Below are 17,815 nucleotides of genomic sequence, written 5' to 3'. Positions count from 1 at the left end.
GAAAGACGCCTCCATCCTGCAAGCGCGTACATTTCAGACATGACGATGCGTCATCCGGGGTTGCCGACGATCGAGGCCGTGGCTCAGGCGGCAGGCGTCTCCACGGCGACGGTCTCGCGCACCTTGAACCGGCCCGGCGCCGTGCGCGAGGCGCTGCGCAAGCGCGTCGAGGAAGCGGTGGCCAGGCTCGGCTACCTGCCCAACGCCGGCGCGCGCTCGATGATGCTGCGCCGCAGCGGGACGATCGGCGCGATCTTCCCGACGGTCGACAACGCCATCTTCGCGAAGGCGATCGACGCCTTGCAGGGCCGACTGTCCGAGGCCGGGCAGCAACTGCTGATCGCCACCTCAAACTACGACGCCGACGCCGAGATGCGCCAGGCGGTGAACCTGGTCGCCCGCGGTGCCGACGGCCTGGCCCTGTGCGGCGCGGGGCAGCGTGCGGAGCTGCTCGCCTTCCTGCGCAAGCGACGATTGCCTTGCGTGCACGTGATGTCGCTCACCAGCGATCCGCTGATGAACAGCGTCGGCTTCGACAACGCCGGTGCGATGGCGCGGGCCGTTCGCTACCTGCTCGATCTCGGCCATCGCCGCATCGCGATGCTGGCCGGCTCGACCCGCGACAACGACCGGGCGGCGGCTCGGCTGCAAGGGGTGCGCCGCGCCCTGCACGAGGCCGGGATCGATCTGCCGGCCGCGCGCCTGGTCGAGCGCCGGTATGGCATCGCGGCCGCGCGCGACGGCTTTGCCGAGCTGATGGCGGCGCGGCCTGCGCCGACGGCGATCGTCTGCGGCAACGACGTGCTCGCGTTCGGCGCACTGCTCGAAGCGCAGAGCAGGGGCCTCGACGTGCCGAAGTCGCTGTCGATCGTCGGCTTCGACGACCTCGAGCTGGCCAACCAGCTCGCTCCGCCCCTGACGACGGTGCAGGTGCCGACCGAGGCCATGTGGCGGCTCGCCGCGGACCGCCTCATGGCTGCCTTGCGAGGCGAGCCGGTGCCGGCGCACACGGTCCTGGACGTGCAGCTGGTCGTGCGCGGGTCGACGGGGCCGGCGCCGCGGCGGTGAGGGACGCGGCTACCCGCCGGGTCGCTCCAGTGCGTGCGTTGCGCGATGCGCGGGCTCCTGCAGGGAGAGGCGTGCCGGCTCCGATCCGGGGCCCGACCGGCTGTGCAGGTTCACGTAGTCGTGCCGCGTCGTGTCGATGGTCGAGTGTCGATACTCGACCGGACGGTCGCCGAAGGTCAGCGCGGTCCGGTGCACGTGCATCACCGGCGTGCCCGGCGCGATGCGAAGCACCTTGGCAGTGAGCCGATCGGCCGGCCCGGCCCGCGACCGCTCGAGGGCGTGCACGACGGTGATGCCGAAGTCGGACTGGTACAGCTGATAGATCGTGCCCGGCCGCTCGCGCACCCGCTTCTCGGTCAGGCCCTTGAAGAGCGCCGACGGCAGCATCAGGCGATCGTGGACGACGGCCCGGCCCTGGAGACTCAAGCGGTTCTCTATCTGGATGCCCTGCTCGCCGGGGCGCACGCGAAGCGCCAGGGCGGCCGTTTCGGGGATGCGCAGTCGCTCGAAGGAGACCAGCTCGACCTGCGGCTGCTCGCGCAAGCCGTCGCCCCGTTCGACGTGGAAGAACTGGAACAGGAAGCGGCTGGCGCTGTGCGACGCCAGAAAGGTGCCGAGACCCTGCCGACGCGACAGGATGTGCTCGGCCACCAGCTCGTCGACGGCCCTTCGCAGGGTGCCGATCGAGACCTCGAACTGCCGCGCCAGTTCCGCTTCGCTCGGCAGCGCGTCGCCGGGCAGGAATGCGCCCGCCTCGAACGCGGCGAGCAGGCTGCGCTTGACGACCCGGTAGAGCGGCGCGCCGGCGGCCAGGGAAGCGGCCGCCGTGAAGGCAGGGGAAGGTCGGCGGCGCGTCATGAGCCGGAAAGTCTCTCATCCGGCGCCGGCGCCGTCCAGGTCATCTAGATGAGTTGCTTGACGCGGGGGAAACGAACGGCCGATGATCGCGATCCCCGTTGCAGGACACCGGAGCTCTGGATGATTCATTTTGTTTTGCATGACGCTGGCGACACGGTCGCCGTGGTCGTGGTCGAAGGCGTCACCGAAGGCACGGCGATGACCGGCTGGATCATGGACGAGGACAGGATGGTCGACGTGGCCGCCCGGCAGGACATCCCGATCGGCCACAAGGTGGCCCTGAAGGACATGAACGTCGGCGACACGGTGGTCAAGTACGGCATCGACATGGGCAAGGTCGTCGCGCCGATCAGGAAGGGCGAGCACGCCCACGTGCACAACGTCAAGACGAAGAGGTGGTAGCCATGGCAGTCGTATCGAAGGAATCCACGTTTCTCGGCTACCGCCGCGAGAACGGGCGCGTCGGCGTCCGCAACCACGTCATCGTCCTGCCGCTCGACGACCTGTCGAACTCGGCCGCGGAGGCGGTGGCGCACAACATCAAGGGCGCCCTGGCGATTCCGCACCCGTACGGGCGGCTGCAGTTCGGCGCCGACCTGGAGCTGCACTTCCGCACGCTGATCGGCGCCGGCTGCAACCCGAACGTCGCCGCCGTCGTCGTCATCGGCATCGAGGAAGGCTGGACCAAGCGCGTGGTGGACGGCATCGCCACCACCGGCAAGCCCGTGGTCGGCTTCGGCATCGAAGGCCACGGCGACCACGCGACGATCATGCGTGCCTCCAAGGCGGCGCGCGAGTTCGTGCAGCAGGCGAGCGAGAAGCAGCGCGAGGCCTGCCCCATCCACGAGCTCTGGGTCTCGACCAAGTGCGGCGAGAGCGACACGACCTCGGGCTGCGGCTCGAACCCGACCGTCGGCAACGCCTTCGACAAGCTGCACGCCCTCGGCAGCACGCTCTGCTTCGGCGAGACGACCGAGCTCACCGGCGGCGAGCACATCGTCGCCGCGCGCTGCGCCAGCGACGCGGTGCGCGAGCGCTTCCAGTTCATGTTCGATCGCTACCAGGACGTCATCAACCGGCACAAGACCAGCGACCTCTCCGACTCGCAGCCGACCAAGGGCAACATCGCCGGCGGCCTGACGACGATCGAGGAGAAGGCGCTCGGCAACATCCAGAAGATCGGCAAGCACTGCACCGTCGACGGCGTCCTCGACAAGGCCGAGATGCCGACGCACCCGGGCCTGTGGTTCATGGATTCGTCGAGCGCGGCGGCGGAGATGGTGACGCTGTGCGCCGCCTCGGGCTACGCGGTGCATTTCTTCCCGACCGGGCAGGGCAACGTCATCGGCAACCCGATCCTGCCGGTCATCAAGATCTGCGCCAACCCGCGCACCGTGCGCCTGATGAGCGAGCACGTCGACGTCGACACGTCGGGGCTGCTGCAGCGCCAGATCAACCTCGACCAGGCCGGCGACCACCTGCTCGAGTGCATGCTGCGCACGGCCAACGGTCGGCTGACCGCGGCCGAGGCCCTCGGCCACCGCGAGTTCGTGATGACGCGCCTGTACGAGAGCGCCTGACCGCGGCGCTCGCCGATGCGCATCGTCATCCCGGAGTTCATGGACGAGCGGGCGGTCGCCCGCCTGGCCGGCGCCCACGACGTGCTCTACGACCCGGCGCTCGTCGACGATGCCGCGCGACTGCTCGCCGAAGCCGCCGCTGCCGACGCCCTGATCGTGCGCAACCGGACCCAGGTCCGCGGCGAGCTGCTCGCCGCGCTGGTGCGATGCGAGGTGATCGGCCGGCTCGGTGTCGGCCTCGACAACATCGATGTCGAGGCCTGCCGCGCCCGCGCCATCCAGGTCATCCCGGCGACGGGGGCCAACGCGCTCTCCGTCGCCGAGTACGTGGTCACGGCGGCGATGCTCCTGCTGCGCGGCGCCTACCAGTCGAGCGGCGAGGTGGCGTCAGGCTGGTGGCCGCGCAATGCCCTGGCGAACGGCCGCGAAGCGCGCGGGCAGACGCTCGGCCTGGTCGGCTTCGGCTCGATCGGCCGCATCACGGCGAAGCTGGCGCAAGGCATCGGCATGGACGTGATCGCCTTCGACGCGATTCTGGGCGCCGCCCATCCGTCGTTCGTCGAGGCCGGTGTCCGCGCCGTGTCGCTCGGCGAGCTGACGGCCGAGGCCGACGTTGTCAGCCTGCACGTGCCGCTGGTTGCGCCGACCCGGGGCCTGTTCAATGCCGCACGCATCGCGTCGATGAAGCCGGGCGCGATCCTCGTCAACACGGCGCGCGGCGGCATCGTCGACGAGGCCGCCGTCGCCGAGGCGCTGCGCAGCGGCCACCTCGGCGGCGCGGCGCTCGACGTCTTCGCGACCGAGCCGTTGCCGGGCGGCAGCCCGCTCGTCGGCTGCCCGAACCTGCTGCTCACGCCGCACATCGCCGGCGTCTCGGCGCAGTCGAACGAGCGCGTCTCCTTCCTCATCGCCGAGAAGGTGCTCGAGGCGCTGCGCTGATGGCCAGGCTGACTTTGACTGCCGCGCGCGAGCGCGTCGAGGCGGCGCTGGCCCGTGCCGGGGCGCGTCCGGAGATGGCGGCAGCGACGGCACGGGCCCTGGTCCTCGCCGAGGCGCAGGGCCTGGGCTCGCACGGGATGAGCCGCGTCGCCCAGTACGCGACCCATCTTCGCAACCGCCGCGTCGACGGCACGGCCGTCGCCCGGGTCGTCGCGGGCAAGGGGGCCACCGCCCTGATCGATGCCGGCGACGGCCTCGCCTTTGCCGCCTGCGAGCTGGCGGTCGGCGAAGCGGTGCGACGCGCGACGGAGTTCGGCGTCGGCCTGAGCGGGGTGACCAACAGCCACCATGCAGGCGTGATCGTCGATCACCTTCGTCCCGCCGCCGCCGCCGGCATGGTCGGCCTCGCCTTCGCCAACTCGCCGGCGGCGATGCCCGCGGCCGGCGGCCGGCACCCGATCTTCGGCACCAACCCTGTCGCGGCCGTCTTCCCGCGCCGCGGCGAGTCGCTGATGATCGACCTCAGCCTGAGCGAGGTGGCGCGCGGCAAGGTGATGGTGGCGGCTCGGGAAGGGCGGCCGATACCGCCGGGCTGGGCCCTCGACGAGGACGGCCGGCCCACCACCGACGCGAGGGCAGCGCTCGACGGCTCGATGCTGCCGATCGGCGCCGCCTCGAGCCCCAAGGGCGCGATGCTGGCGCTGGTGGTGGAGCTGCTGGCGAGCGCGCTCGTCGGCGCGAGCTTCGGCTTCGAGGCGTCGAGCTTCTTCGTCGACGAAGGCAACCGGCCGCGCATCGGCCAGCTGTTCGTCGTCATCGATCCGGGCGCGCTCGCCGGACGCGACGCCTTTCTCGACCGCATCGAGGATCTTGTCGACGAGATGCTGCGCGACGACGGCGTGCGCCTGCCGGGCACGCGCCGCGCGGCCCTGCTCCGCAGCGCCGAGGTCGACGGCATCGACGTCGCCGACGCCGTGCTCGCCGCCTGGCAGACCTAGCCTTCAGGAGACCCCATGCAACGACGCCAGATCCTGATCGCCGCGCTCGGCGCCGCGCCCGTGCTCGCGAACGCGCAGCCCGGCCCCGACTATCCGAAGCCGGGCGCGACCCTCCGCTACGTCGTGCCGTTTCCGCCCGGCGGCCTCACCGACGTGATGGCGCGCCTGGTCGGCCAGCAGCTCGCCGAGCGCTGGAAGGTCGGCGTCGTGATCGACAACAAGGCGGGCAACGGCGGCCAGATCGGCGCCGACGCGGTGGCGAAGGCGGCGCCGGACGGGCAGACGCTGCTGGCGATCACGCTCACCCACGCGGCCAACATGACGCTGTTCCCGAAGGCGCCGTACCACTTCATGCGCGACCTGAAGCCGGTGGCGCTGATGGCCGGCTCGCCGATGCTCGTCGTCGTCCCGGCGGCCAGCCCGATCCAGACCTTCCGCGACCTGCTCTCGGCGGCGAAGGCGAGGAAGCTGAACGCCGGCTCGAGCGGCAACGGGACGCCGCCGCACCTGACCCTGGCCCTCTTCAACGACCTGGCGAAGACCGAGATCCAGCACGTTCCCTACAAGGGCGGCGCGCCGTCGATGACCGACCTCATCGGCGGCCAGCTCGACGTCGTCTTCTCCAATTTCCCGGAGTCCTTCGCCCACGTCAAGAGCGGCAAGCTGCGCGCGCTGGCGCTGGCGAGCAGCTCCCGCCATCCGGCCGTGCCCGACGTGCCGACGACGGCCGAAGCGGGCATGCCTTCGCTGCTGGTCGAGAACTGGACGGCGATGATGGTGCCCGCCGGCACGTCCGATGCCATCGTCGCGAAGCTCGGCGCCGAGGTCGTGAAGATCATGTCGGCGCCCGACATCGAGGAGCGGGCGCGGGCCCAGGGCTTCCGCGTCGACGCGCGCGGGCCGGATCGCTTCGCGCCCTTCCTCGCCGAGGAGGTGGCACGCTGGGCCGCCGTCATACGGACGGCGAACATCACGGTCGAGTAGGCGGCTCGGCGCGCGGCCTCAGCCCGCGGGCCGAGTGGAGCAGACGGCACAGGCGGGGTCGCGCGGCAGGCCAAGCTCGGTCCACTCCATCGTCCGGGCCTCGAGCATCTGCAGGCGACCGGCGAGCGAGCTGCCCACGCCCGCCAGCAGCTTCAGGGCCTCGGCCGCCTGCATGCTGCCGATGATGCCGACCAGCGGCGCGAACACGCCCATCGTCGCGCAGGCCACGTCCTCGAATCCCGGGTCGGGCGGGAAGGCGCAGGCATAGCAGGGCGAGCCGGACGAGCGCGTGTCGTACACCGAGATCTGCCCGGTGAAGCCGATCGCCGCGCCGGCGACCAGCGGCTTGCGATGCCCGACGCATGCGGCATTGAGCGCCTGCCGGGTGGCGAAGTTGTCGCTGCAGTCCAGGACCACGTCGGTGGCCGCGACCAGCGCCTCGAGGCGTTCGCCGCTCACGCGCTCGTCGACGACGCTGACGACCACGTTCGGGTTGATCGCGGCGATCGAGGCCGCCGCCGATGCCGCCTTGGGCCGGCCGACCCGGGACAGGTCGTGCGCGATCTGGCGCTGCAGGTTGGTGAGGTCGACCCGGTCCCCGTCGGCGATCGTGATCCGGCCGACTCCGGCGCTGCCGAGAAACAGCAGCGCCGGGGAGCCGAGGCCGCCGGCCCCGACGACGAGGGCATGGGCGGCGAGAAGCCGGCGCTGGCCCTCGATGCCGATCTCGTCGAGCAGGAGGTGGCGCGAGTAGCGCAGCAGGTCGTCGTCGTGCATGGCGCCGCCGCTCAAAAGAAAACGCCCGTGCGGCGCACGGGCGTCGAAGCGACGGCGCAGGGCGCCACGTTCAGTTCGTCGTGTCGACCTCGGCCTTGCGCTCGACGGCCGTCTTGCTGGCCATCACCGTCTTGCCCTTCAGGCGGTTGATCGCCTGACCGAGCTGGAAGTCCTCGGCACTGCCAAACTCGGGCGGCGGCTTCGGGACGCCGCCACGGGCGGCCGTCTCGGCCTCGAACTTCTTGCGCGCTTCCTCGCGCGCCTTCTCCCGGACCGGGTCCTTGACTTCGGCGCCCTGGCCGCTCTGCAGGTGCTTCTCGAGGTCGGCCTCGCGCGTGCGCAGGGCAGCGAACAGGTTGCCTTCGGCACTCTCGTCGAGCAAGACGTCGGGAACGATGCCCTTGGCCTGGATCGACGCGCCGCTCGGCGTGTAGTAACGCGCGGTCGTGATCTTCAGCGCTGTGTCGGGCGACAGCTGGCGAACCGTCTGCACCGAGCCCTTGCCGAAGGTCTGCGCGCCCATGATCGTGGCGCGCTTGTGGTCCTGCAGCGCGCCCGCGACGATCTCGCTGGCCGACGCCGAGCCCTCGTTGACGAGGACGACGAGCGGCACCTTCTTGATTGCCTCGGGCAAGCGCTTCAGCGGGTCGGCGCCGCCGCGGCGCTGATAGAACTCGGGCGATGCCTTGAAGGTCGCCCGCGAGTCGGCGAGCTGCCCGTTGGTGCTGACCACGACCGAGCCTTCCGGCAGGAACGCCGCCGAAAGGGCGATGGCGCCCTCGAGCAGGCCGCCGGGGTCGTTGCGGAGGTCGAGCACCAGGCCCTTGAGGTTCGGGTCCTGCTTGTACAGATCCTGCAGCTTGCTGGTGAAGTCCTCCACCGTCCGGTCTTGGAACTGGCTGACGCGCAACCAGCCGTAGCCCGGCTCGACCATCTTGGCGCGAACGCTCTGGGTGCGGATCTCCTCGCGCACGATGTTGACCGGGAACGTCCGCCCCTCGTTCTTGCGGAAGACGGTCAGCACGACCTTGGTGTTCGGCTCGCCGCGCATTCGCTTGACGGCCTGGTCGACGGTCAGGCCCTTGACCAGGGTGTCGTCGATCTTGGTGATCAGGTCGCCGCTCTTCAGGCCGGCGCGGAACGCGGGCGAGCCCTCGATCGGGCTGATGACCTTCACCAGGCCGTCTTCCATGCCCATCTCGATGCCGATGCCGACGAAGCGGCCGGTGGTGCCCTCCCGGAATTCGCGGAAGGTCTTCTTGTCGAAATACTGCGAGTGCGGGTCGAGGCCGGCGACCATGCCGCCGATCGCGTCGCTGATGAGCTTCTTCTCGTCGACGGCCTCGACGTAATCGCTCTTGACCATGCCGAAGACGGCGGCGAGTTGCTGCAGCTCCTCGATGGGCAGCCGGGAGACGGTGTTGCGCGCCGTGGCTTCGAGCTGCATGGTGGCGAGCGCGCCGGCAACGGCGCCCAACGCAAGCCAACCGGCAACCTTGAGTTTCACACCCATGAACGACCCCTCGGGCCCGCGCCTTGCGGGCGATTTCGGTGAACGATCCGACATCTGGTTCTCAGTATAGGTTGGCAAGCAATTTTGGAGCCCGCCGGAAAGGCCAAAGTTGCAGGGGTTTGCCAGTTTTTCAAGCCGCTCGTCGCTCGCGGCCGGGGGCCGTCAGGCGCTGAGCAGCAGCCGGTTCAGCTCGCGCGCCAGCTCGGCCTGGCTGAACGGCTTGGTCAGCTTGGCCATCCCCTGCAGGTCGCTGCCGGACAGCTCGGCGTAGCCGGTGGCGAGCAGGATCGGCAGCCCCGGCCGAAGCCGTCGCACCTGGGCTGCCAGCTCCACGCCGGTCATGACGGGCATCGCCTGGTCCGTCAGCAGGAGGTCGGGAACGGTGCCGCTGCCGAGCACCTCCAGGGCCTCCCGGGCCGAATGGCGCGTCACGACGGCGTAGCCCAGGTCCTCGAGCATGGCTGCCGTGCTCGCGGCGACCAGCTCGTCGTCGTCGACCATGAGGATGGTGCCGGTGCGCGCCGGCGCCTGCACCGGCGCGCTCGGCACGGCCGGCGCCGGGATGGCAACGTGCTCGGCCGAGGGCAGCCAGATGCTCGCCGTCGTGCCCTGCCCCGGCTGGCTCCTTAGCACGAAGGCGCCGCCGGACTGGCGCGCCATGCCGTGCACCATCGACAGCCCGAGTCCGGTGCCTTGACCGACGCCCTTGGTGGAGAAGAAGGGCTCAACCGCCTGGCGCAGGGTCTCGGCGTCCATCCCCGGGCCGCTGTCCTCCACGCCGATGCTGACGTAATCGCCGGCGGCCAGCGGCGCCTCGGCGGCGCCGACGTCGGGCTCGCGGCGGATCACGATCGCGATCCGGCCCGTGCCGGCGAGCGCGTCGCGGGCGTTGACGACGAGATTGAGCAAGGCCATCTCGAGCTGGATGCGGTCGACGATGACGGCCGGGACCTCGCTCTCGTGGCGCACCTCGATCTCGATCTGCGGGCCGACCGAGCGATGCAGCAGGTCGGTCATGCCGGCCGCGAGCTCGACCAGGTCGGTCCGCTCCGGCTCCAGGTCCTGCTTGCGTGCGAAGGCCAGCAGGCGCTTGGTCAGGACCGAGCCCCGCTCGGCGCCGCGCCGGGCGCTGTCGAGCAGGCGCAGCGTCAGCGGATCGTTGCCGGTGCGGCGGCGCAGCAGCTCGAGGCTCGACAGGATCACCATCAGCAGGTTGTTGAAGTCGTGCGCCACGCCGCCGACGAGCTGGCCCATCGTCTCGAGCTTCTGCGACTGGCGCAGCTGGTTCTCGGCGCGGTTCTTGGCCTCGATCTCGCGCTGGAGGACGATGTTGGCGGCGGCCAGGTCGGCGGTGCGCTCCGCCACCCGCTGCTCGAGTGCGCCGCGTTCGTCGGAGAGCTCGGCGAGGAGGCGGTCGCGCTCGTCGAGCGCGTCGCGCGCCATGTACTGGCGCCGGCGCGCGCGCAGCGCCGAGCGGACGACGCTCACCAGCGTCGTGGCATGGAACGGACGCTCCAGGAGGCTGACGTTGGCGAGCGCGCTGGTCAGGCGCTCGGCCGCCGGGTTGCGCTCGATCGAGCCGCCCTGGCGGGTGAGGACGATGAAGGGCAGGTCGGCCCACGGCGGCTGGCCGCGCAACCAGCTCGCCAGCGGCTGAACGTTCGCCTGGGCGATGGCTTCGTCCGTCACGATCACCGCGCCGACGCCTTGCTCGATCTCGGCGAGCAGGGCAGGGAGCGAATAGCAGGCCGAGGTCTCGGTGCCGCTGGCCTCCAGAACGCTCTGCGCCACCTGCGTGTCGCGGCCGGCCGGTGCGAAGATGAGCACGCGCTCGGGGCGGTCCGGCATGGCGCTAGTCGGATGCCTCCAGCAGCCCCTCGCCCTTGTCGACGAACGTCGGTACGCCGCGCAGGACGCCCTGGAAGCCGGCCAGCGGCTCGCCGAGCGTGATGCCCCGGGGGCCGAAGCGGTATTCGCGGATCGAGTCCTCGTGGAAGCCGCCGCGCTTCTTCACCACGGAGATCGCCCGGCGGACGCGGCCGACCGCCTCGAAGTAGCGCATCAGGATCACCGTGTCGGCCAGGTAGGTGACATCGACGGGGCTCTTCATCTCGCCGACGAGGCCATGCTGAGCGATCGTGAGAATCGTCGATACGCCCTGCCGATTCAGGTACTGCAGCAGCTCGTGGATGTGCAGGATGAGGAACTGCTCTTCCGGCATCGATGCCTGGTAGCCGTTCAGGCTGTCGATCACGACGACGCTGGAGCGGTGGCGCTCGACGTTGCTGCGCACGCGCTGCGAGAACTCGCCCGGGGACAGCTCGGCGGCGTCGACCTGCTCGATGTGCAGGCGGCCGGTGCGCGCGAGCGCCGCGAGGTCGATGCCGAGGCCGAGCATCCGGTGGTGCAGCAGCCCCTGCTCCTCGTCGAAGATGAACAGCGTGGCGTGCTCGCCGCGGGCCACGGCCGCAGCGGCGAAGGTGAGCGAGAGCATCGACTTGCCTGCACCCGCCGGACCGAGGATGAGCGCGCTCGAGCCCACCTCGAGCCCGCCCCCGCACAGAAGGTCGAGCTCGGTGTTGCCGCTGCTGGCCACCGTGCGCTCGAAGTTCGTCCGGTGCTCGGCCGAGCGCAGGCGAGGGAACACGACCACGCCGCCGGTCTCGATCGTGAAATCGTGGAAGCCGCCGCGGTACGAGGTGCCGCGGTACTTGACGACGCGCAGGCGCCGCCGCTCGGCACCGTACTCCGGCGCCATCTCGTCGAGGTGGATGACGCCGTGGGCGATGCTGTGCACCGTCTTGTCGTTGTCCTCGACCGTCTGGTCGTCCAGGAGGATGACCGTCACGCCGCGGCTGGCGAAATAGTGCTTGATGGCGAGCACCTGGCGCCGGTAGCGAAGCGAGCCCTGCGCGAGCAGGCGGATCTCGGAAAGGCTGTCGAGAACCACCAGCGACGGATCGATCCGGTCGACCTCGGCGAAGATGCGCTTGGTCGACTCGCCCAGCTCGAGGTCGGCCGAGTAAAGCAGGCTCTGCTGCTGGCCTTCGTCGAGAACGTTCTCCGGCGGCAGGAGCTCGAAGATGGCCATCGTCTCGGGGAGGGTCCAGCCGTGCGAGGCGGCGCTGCTGAGCAGCTCCTCCCGCGTCTCGGACAGGGTGATGTAGATGACCCGCTCCCCGCGCAGCGACGCGGCCATGAGGCACTGCAGGGCAATCGTCGTCTTCCCGCTGCCCGGCTTGCCCTCGAGCAGGTAGAGGCGACGCCGGTGCAGGCCGCCGCCGAGGACGTCGTCGAGGCCGACGACCCCGGTCGTGGCCCGCGTCTCGCGAAGGTCGTTTCCGCTCATCGCGGTGGATGCTATCGGACGAACGATGACCCTTCCGCGTCGTGTCGCGGCGGCCGCCCTGCGGTACAGTCCGCTGTATCCGAACGAATACAACGACCCGCCGCCTGCCAGTCGCCTTGCGGTCGCTCAGTCGGTACCTGATCGGCTGGGCCGTGCTGCTGTGCGTCGGTGCGGTCACGGCGCAAGGCGCGCCGACGGTCGCTGCGGCCTCCGATCTCCAGTTCGCCCTCGACGAGATCGTCGTCGCCTTCCGGCAGCAGACGGGAAAGGCGGTCCGCGTCACCTACGGCTCTTCCGGCAATCTGTTCCGGCAGATCGCGCAGGGCGCGCCGTTCGAGCTGTTCCTGTCGGCCGACGAAGGCTTCGTCTTCCAGCTCGCCGACGCCGGCCTGACACCGGACCGCGGCGTTCCGTACGCGCGCGGCCGCATCGTCGTGTTCGCGCCGCATGGATCGCCGGTCGAGGCGGACCCGGAGCTCGCCGGCTTGCGGCAGGCGCTCGCCGAGGGCCGGATCCGCCGCCTCGCGATCGCCAACCCCGAGCACGCGCCCTACGGCCGTGCAGCGCGGGAGGCCCTGGCCTCGGCCGGCCTGTGGGACGCGGTCCAGCCGGCGCTGGTGCTCGGCGAGAACGTATCCCAGGCGGCGCAGTTCGCGGCCTCGGGATCGGCGCAGGCGGGCCTGTTCGCCTACTCGCTCGCCCTGGCGCCCTCGCTCGCCCGTGCCGGGCGCTTCGCCTTGCTGCCCGAGCGCATGCACGGCCCCCTGCGCCAGCGCATGGTGCTCACCCGCAAGGCCGGCGACACCGCCCGCGCTTTCCACGCCTACCTGCAGCAGGCGGCGGCCCGAGGCGTCCTCGAGCGGCACGGCTTCGCGCTGCCGGTCGAGCCCGCTGCCGGCACGGCGAGGCCCTGATGGACTGGGCGGCGCTCCGGCTTTCGGCGGAACTGGCGCTCGCCACGGCGCTGATCCTGCTGCCGATCGGCATCGCCGCCGGCCGCTGGCTGGCAGCCAGCACCCATCCGCTGAAGCCCGTGGCCGAGGCGGTGCTGGCCCTGCCGCTCGTCTTGCCGCCCACGGTCCTCGGCTTCTACCTGCTGGTCGCCATGGGCGGGGCGTCGCCCCTCGGCACGCTGTACGAGCGGTTCTTCGGCCAGACGCTGGCGTTCTCGTTCGAAGGGCTGCTGCTCGCGAGCGTCGTCTTCAACATCCCGTTCGCGGTGTTGCCCATGCAGCGTGCCTTCGAGAGCATTCCGGCGGAGCTGCACGACGCGGCGCAGTCCTGCGGGCTGTCGCCGTGGCGGGCGCTGTGGCACGTCGAGCTGCCGCTCGCCTGGGGCGGCATCGTCAGCGGCCTGATCATGACCGCCGCGCACACGCTCGGCGAGTTCGGCGTGGTGCTGATGGTCGGCGGCAGCATCCCGGGCGAGACGCGGACGATCGCGATCTCCATCTACGACCGGGTCCAGGCTTTCGACATGGCGGCAGCCGGCGTCATGTCGGCGGTGCTTCTCGGGGTGTCGATGCTGACCCTGCTCGCGTCGACGCTGCTGACGCGGCGGCGCTGGACGCCGCGACGCCGCTGACGGCCCGCAGCCCATGCTCGACGTCGTCCTGCGCCAGCCCGGTCCGATCCCGCTCGACGTGGCGCTGCGCTGCGCGCCCGGCGAGCTGCTGGCGCTGGTCGGGCCGTCCGGCAGCGGCAAGACGACGGTGCTGCGCGCCATCGCCGGCCTGCTGCCGATCGGGAGCGGGCGCGTCGCGCTCGGCGACGCCGTCTGGTTCGACACGGAGCGCCGCATCCGGGTGCCGGCCAGGCAGCGCCCGGTCGGCATGGTCTTCCAGAGCTACGCGCTCTTTCCGCACCTGAGCGCGATCGCCAACGTCCAGCTCGCCGTCCCGCAGTCGGCGCCGGCCGGCGCCGCACTCCGGCTGCTGTGCGACATGCGTCTCGACGGCCTCGCAGACCGCAAGCCGCACGAGCTGTCCGGCGGGCAGCGGCAACGCCTCGCGCTGGCGCGGGCGCTGGCGCGCGAGCCGCAGCTGCTGCTGCTCGACGAGGCGTTTTCGGCCGTCGACCAGCCGACGCGGCAGTCGCTCTACGACGAGCTCGGCACCCTGCGCGAGCGCCTCCGCCTGCCCATCGTCATGGTCACGCACGACGTGCGCGAAGCGCGGCTGCTCGCCGACCGCATCTGCATCATCGACGCGGGAACCATGCTCCAGGACGGGCCGCCCGAGCAACTCCTGTCGCGGCCGCGCAATGCCCGCGTCGCGGCGCTCGTCGGCCTGCGCGACGTCCAGGAAGGCGTCTTCCAGCGCGCCGGCAGCGCCAGCGGCATGGGTTGTCTGCATTGGGGCGCCGTGGACGGCGGCGTGGCGCTGGCCGTGGTCGACAAGGGCCGGGTCGCCGACGGCGCGAACGTTCGCTGGGTGGTCTCGGGCGAACATGTGCAGGTGCATGCAGAGCCGAGCGGAGCCGCCAACGTCGTGCCATGCCGCGTCCGCGGAATTCGTGTCCTGGGCGAGATCACGACGCTGCGGTGCGAGCCCGCGGCCGTCGCCTCAGCGCGCCTGCACCTCGAGTCGACGACCCAGTTCGTCAGGCGGGCGGGCCTGCGCGACGGCAGCATGGTCTACCTGGAAATCGCTGCCGAAGGCGTGCACATCATGCCGGTGCGGGGCGGCGCCGCACCGGCCGGCCCGTGACCGATCAGCGCAGGGCGCGGAGGTCCCAGAGGTCGAGCCGCACCAGCCGGGCGCGTTGCCGGTCGATGAAGGCCCGGCCTCCGGCGAGGAGTTTGTCGGGACTCATCAACGCCCCGTCCGCACCAGCGCCTGGATGACGGGTAGCTCCCAATACAGGGCGTAGCCCATCGCGCAGAGTCCCGATACGGCCAGCATGCCTGCGAGCCAGATTGCCAGCGACGGTCTCGATGGCCTGTCCTGCGCCTTGGCCGGGGGCGAGGCCGTCTGCTGCAGCGGTCCGGGAAGCGTCGACGGGTGCACGCCGCATCCTATGGCGAGGGGGTCCCGGCACCCGGTGTTTCGCTTCAGGCGCGTCACTCCCTGCGCCGGCGCCTGATCCGCTTCACGATCCGGCGCCCGTGAAGCGTGGCCCGGTCGCAAGCGCATGGCAAGAGCGAAACGACGTTCACGGCGCTGCGGTTCGGGGCCCGCGCCCCGGCACCAGGAAGTCGAAGTCGCAGCCTTCGTCGGCCTGGAGCACGCTGCGGTGGAACAGGGCGGCGTAACCGCGGTCGGGCGCTGCCGCCGCGCCCGGGGCCGGGCCGCTGCCCAGGGCGGCGCGACGGCGGGCCAGCTCGGCGTCGTCGACCTGCAGGTCGATGCGCCGGTTCGGCACGTCGAGCGAGATCGTGTCGCCGTCCCGAACCAGCGCGAGCGGCCCGCCCACCGCCGACTCCGGCGCGATGTGCAGGACGATGGTGCCGAAGGCGGTGCCGCTCATGCGCGCATCGGAGATGCGGACCATGTCCTTGACGCCCTGCTGGGCGAGCTTCCTGGGGATCGGCAGGTAGCCGGCCTCGGGCATGCCCGGCGCGCCGCGCGGCCCGGCGTTGCGCAGGACGAGCACATCGTCGGCCTTGACGTCGAGGGCGGGGTCGTCGATGCGCTCGGTCAGGTCCTGCACCGAATCGAAGACGACGGCGCGCCCGGTGTGCGTCATCAGCTCCGGTGACGCCGCCGACTGCTTGATGACCGCGCCGCGCGGCGCCAGGTTGCCGCCGAGGATGGCCATGCTGCCCGAGGCCTTGACCGGATGGGCGCGGCTGCGGATCACGTCCTGGCCGGCGACATCCTCCGCCGAGGCCATGTAGTCGCGCAGGGTGCCGCCGATGACGGTCGGCGCGTCGAGATCGAGCAGGCCCTCGAGCTCGCGCAGCAGGCGCGGCACGCCGCCGGCCCAGTGGAAGTGCTCCATGTAGTGCCGGCCCGACGGCTTCAGGTCCAGCAGTACCGGAACGTCCCGGCCGAGGCGGTCGAACTCGGCCATGTCGAGGCGGATGCCGAGCCGGCCGGCGGCGGCGACGAGGTGAACCAGGCCGTTGGTCGAGGCACCGATCGCCTGCATCACGACCATCGCGTTGCGGAAGGCGGCCGGCGTCATCACCTGCGACGGCTTCGGGGTCCCCTTGACCGCCATCGCGGCGGCGAACTGACCGCTGGCCTCGGCCGAGCGCAGGCGGTCGGCATGCGTGGCGGGGATCGATGCCGAGCGCGGCAAGGCCAGGCCCATCGCCTCGACCAGGCAGGCCATCGTGCTCGCCGTGCCCATGACCCTGCAGGTGCCGGGCGTCGGCGCCAGCCGCTCGTTGACGCGCTCGATCGCCTCGGCATCCATCCGCCCGCCGCGGTGCTCGCCCCACAGGCGCCGGCAGTCGGTGCAGGCGCCGAGCTGCTCGCCCTGGTAATGGCCGACCAGCATCGGCCCGACCGGCACGATGATCGCCGGCACGTCGGCCGAGGCGGCCGCCATCATCTGCGCCGGGATCGTCTTGTCGCAACCGCCGATCAGCACCACCGCGTCCATCGGCTGGGCCCGGATCATCTCTTCGGTGTCCATGGCCATCAGGTTGCGCAGGAACATGCTGGTCGGGTGCGCGAACGACTCGTGGATGGAGATGGTCGGGAACTCCATCGGCAGGGCGCCGGCAAGCATCACGCCGCGCTTGATGGCGTCGACCAGCTTCGGCACGTTGCCGTGGCAGGCGTTGTAGTCGCTGAAGGTGTTGGCGATGCCCACCACCGGCCGGGCCAGGGCGTCGTCCGAGAGGCCCATGGCCTTGATGAAGGCCTTGCGCAGGAACAGGGAGAAGTCGGCGTCGCCGTAGGACGTGAGTCCCTTCCGCAGGCCTTCGGTCATGACAGGTTCCGGTCGTGGGTGGACGCGCGATTGTCGGCGCGCCGCTGCGCTGCAAGTCTTTACACGCGGCGCAGTCCGCCGGGAAACGCCGGCGCCCGTTGGGCACGGGCGAGGTATCCATGGACACAGTGCTTGCTCCCCCTGCCGCTTCCTCTCCGCGGACTTGCCCCTGCGACACCTGCCGGAAGTGGCGCCTGGCCCACCCCGCGGCGGCCACGCAGCAGCCGAAGTAAACGCCAGAGGCAGGCGGCCGGGCGGCCGACGGTCCCAGCCCGGGTGGGGGAGGGTTGCCGGATCGTCCCGGGGCCGTAAACTGCGGAGACCCCGCGAGGGCGCGCGATGCACGGGTGGGAGGCCCGTCGCCATGAACCTGCAGACCCGGCCGCTGCGGGCGGCAGCCGACGAGATCGTGCTGACCGACTCGACCCAGATCGACTTCTGGTGCGAGAAGCTGGGCTGCACCGCAGCCGAATTGGCCAACGCCATCGGCGACGTCGGCTTTTCAGCCGCTGCCGTCGAGGCGCACCTCCGCCTGCTGCGTCAGTCGCCCCCTGCATCGGCCTAGGCATCGGCACATGGCTTGCCCGCATGGCGGCAAGCCAGTTGTCCGATGAATACGCAGGCGCACTTTCCTCCCTGGGTCGAGCCGAGTCCGCGGCACGATCCGGTGAAGACCGCCAGGCGGCTCAGGGAGCAGGCCAGGAAGGCCCGGGAGGCCGCCGTTTCCGTGATCGACGCCGTCCGCGCAGCGCGAAGTGAAGCGAAGCAGGCGGTCGCGATTCCGGCCCGGGGGCAGGCGTACAACGAATCCGCCGCCGACGAACGCCTGGCTGCCATCGGTGCCAGGCCTTGTCGGTGAGGTGAT

Annotated in this window: 16 protein-coding genes; 10 read left to right on the top strand and 6 right to left on the bottom strand. The window is 71.1% G+C overall.

The window, feature by feature from the left end; genetic code table 11:
• The first annotated feature begins 39 nt into the window (after positions 1-39).
• Entirely contained in the window at positions 40-1,068 is a 1,029-nt protein-coding gene (locus AC30N0_RS03250) for a LacI family DNA-binding transcriptional regulator (RefSeq protein ID WP_489516497.1), read from the top strand.
• Between the two features lie 9 nt (positions 1,069-1,077).
• Here the strand turns inward: AC30N0_RS03250 and AC30N0_RS03245 are convergent, their stop codons facing one another.
• Complete coding sequence (locus tag AC30N0_RS03245; RefSeq protein WP_489516496.1) at positions 1,078-1,926, bottom strand: GntR family transcriptional regulator; 849 nt, start codon at positions 1,924-1,926, stop codon at positions 1,078-1,080.
• A gap of 120 nt (positions 1,927-2,046) precedes the next feature.
• On the opposite strand from AC30N0_RS03245, the gene AC30N0_RS03240 reads away from it, so the two are divergent.
• The 5 genes from AC30N0_RS03240 to AC30N0_RS03220 are packed head-to-tail and all read left to right on the top strand — an operon-like array spanning position 2,047 to position 6,427.
• Entirely contained in the window at positions 2,047-2,328 is a 282-nt protein-coding gene (locus AC30N0_RS03240) for a UxaA family hydrolase (protein WP_489516495.1), read from the top strand.
• A 2-nt stretch (positions 2,329-2,330) separates the two neighbouring features.
• Complete coding sequence (locus tag AC30N0_RS03235; protein WP_489516494.1) at positions 2,331-3,506, top strand: UxaA family hydrolase; 1,176 nt, start codon at positions 2,331-2,333, stop codon at positions 3,504-3,506.
• Between the two features lie 15 nt (positions 3,507-3,521).
• Positions 3,522-4,445, top strand: coding sequence for a hydroxyacid dehydrogenase (locus AC30N0_RS03230; RefSeq protein WP_489516493.1), 924 nt, complete (start codon positions 3,522-3,524; stop codon positions 4,443-4,445).
• Positions 4,445-5,443, top strand: a complete 999-nt coding sequence (locus AC30N0_RS03225) for an Ldh family oxidoreductase (protein ID WP_489516492.1) — start codon at positions 4,445-4,447, stop codon at positions 5,441-5,443. Before AC30N0_RS03230 ends, AC30N0_RS03225 begins: the two co-directional genes overlap by 1 nt.
• Before the next feature lie 15 nt (positions 5,444-5,458).
• Entirely contained in the window at positions 5,459-6,427 is a 969-nt protein-coding gene (locus AC30N0_RS03220) for a Bug family tripartite tricarboxylate transporter substrate binding protein (RefSeq protein ID WP_489516491.1), read from the top strand.
• 18 nt (positions 6,428-6,445) lie between these two features.
• On the opposite strand, the gene AC30N0_RS03215 is transcribed toward AC30N0_RS03220, so the two are convergent.
• From AC30N0_RS03215 to AC30N0_RS03200, 4 genes are all read right to left on the bottom strand, one after another.
• A complete protein-coding gene (locus AC30N0_RS03215) occupies positions 6,446-7,204 on the bottom strand; it encodes a HesA/MoeB/ThiF family protein (protein WP_489516490.1) in 759 nt (252 codons plus the stop codon).
• Between the two features lie 70 nt (positions 7,205-7,274).
• Positions 7,275-8,717 carry a S41 family peptidase gene (locus AC30N0_RS03210; protein ID WP_489516489.1) on the bottom strand — a complete coding sequence of 481 codons (1,443 nt, stop codon included), beginning with the start codon at positions 8,715-8,717 and terminating at the stop codon, positions 7,275-7,277.
• Between the two features lie 162 nt (positions 8,718-8,879).
• Positions 8,880-10,565 (bottom strand): ATP-binding protein, encoded by a 1,686-nt coding sequence (locus AC30N0_RS03205; protein ID WP_489516488.1) that lies wholly within the window; start codon positions 10,563-10,565, stop codon positions 8,880-8,882.
• 4 nt (positions 10,566-10,569) lie between these two features.
• Positions 10,570-12,066, bottom strand: a complete 1,497-nt coding sequence (locus tag AC30N0_RS03200) for an ATPase domain-containing protein (RefSeq protein WP_489516487.1) — start codon at positions 12,064-12,066, stop codon at positions 10,570-10,572.
• Between the two features lie 116 nt (positions 12,067-12,182).
• Here AC30N0_RS03200 and modA point away from each other — a divergent pair, with 116 nt between their 5' ends.
• From modA to AC30N0_RS03185, 3 genes are read left to right on the top strand one after another with little or no spacing between them, the layout of a single operon-like run.
• Complete coding sequence (gene modA, locus AC30N0_RS03195) at positions 12,183-12,980, top strand: molybdate ABC transporter substrate-binding protein (RefSeq protein WP_489516486.1); 798 nt, start codon at positions 12,183-12,185, stop codon at positions 12,978-12,980.
• Complete coding sequence (modB, locus tag AC30N0_RS03190) at positions 12,980-13,651, top strand: molybdate ABC transporter permease subunit (protein WP_489516485.1); 672 nt, start codon at positions 12,980-12,982, stop codon at positions 13,649-13,651. The genes modA and modB overlap by 1 nt, the downstream gene beginning before the upstream one ends.
• A 13-nt stretch (positions 13,652-13,664) precedes the next feature.
• Positions 13,665-14,774, top strand: coding sequence for an ABC transporter ATP-binding protein (locus AC30N0_RS03185; RefSeq protein WP_489516484.1), 1,110 nt, complete (start codon positions 13,665-13,667; stop codon positions 14,772-14,774).
• Positions 14,775-15,219: 445 nt separating this feature from the next.
• Here the strand turns inward: AC30N0_RS03185 and AC30N0_RS03180 are convergent, their stop codons facing one another.
• Positions 15,220-16,950, bottom strand: coding sequence for an IlvD/Edd family dehydratase (locus AC30N0_RS03180; RefSeq protein WP_489516483.1), 1,731 nt, complete (start codon positions 16,948-16,950; stop codon positions 15,220-15,222).
• Positions 16,951-17,314: 364 nt separating this feature from the next.
• Here AC30N0_RS03180 and AC30N0_RS03175 point away from each other — a divergent pair, with 364 nt between their 5' ends.
• Positions 17,315-17,515 carry a DUF3606 domain-containing protein gene (locus AC30N0_RS03175; protein WP_489516482.1) on the top strand — a complete coding sequence of 67 codons (201 nt, stop codon included), beginning with the start codon at positions 17,315-17,317 and terminating at the stop codon, positions 17,513-17,515.
• Positions 17,516-17,815 lie beyond the last annotated feature (300 nt).

Origin of the sequence: Rhizobacter sp. (genome assembly GCF_031412495.1) — a bacterium.
GTDB lineage: Bacteria > Pseudomonadota > Gammaproteobacteria > Burkholderiales > Burkholderiaceae_C > Schlegelella_A.
The sequence above is the reverse complement of the archived record's forward strand: the minus strand, read 5'-3'. Positions and strand labels throughout refer to the sequence as shown.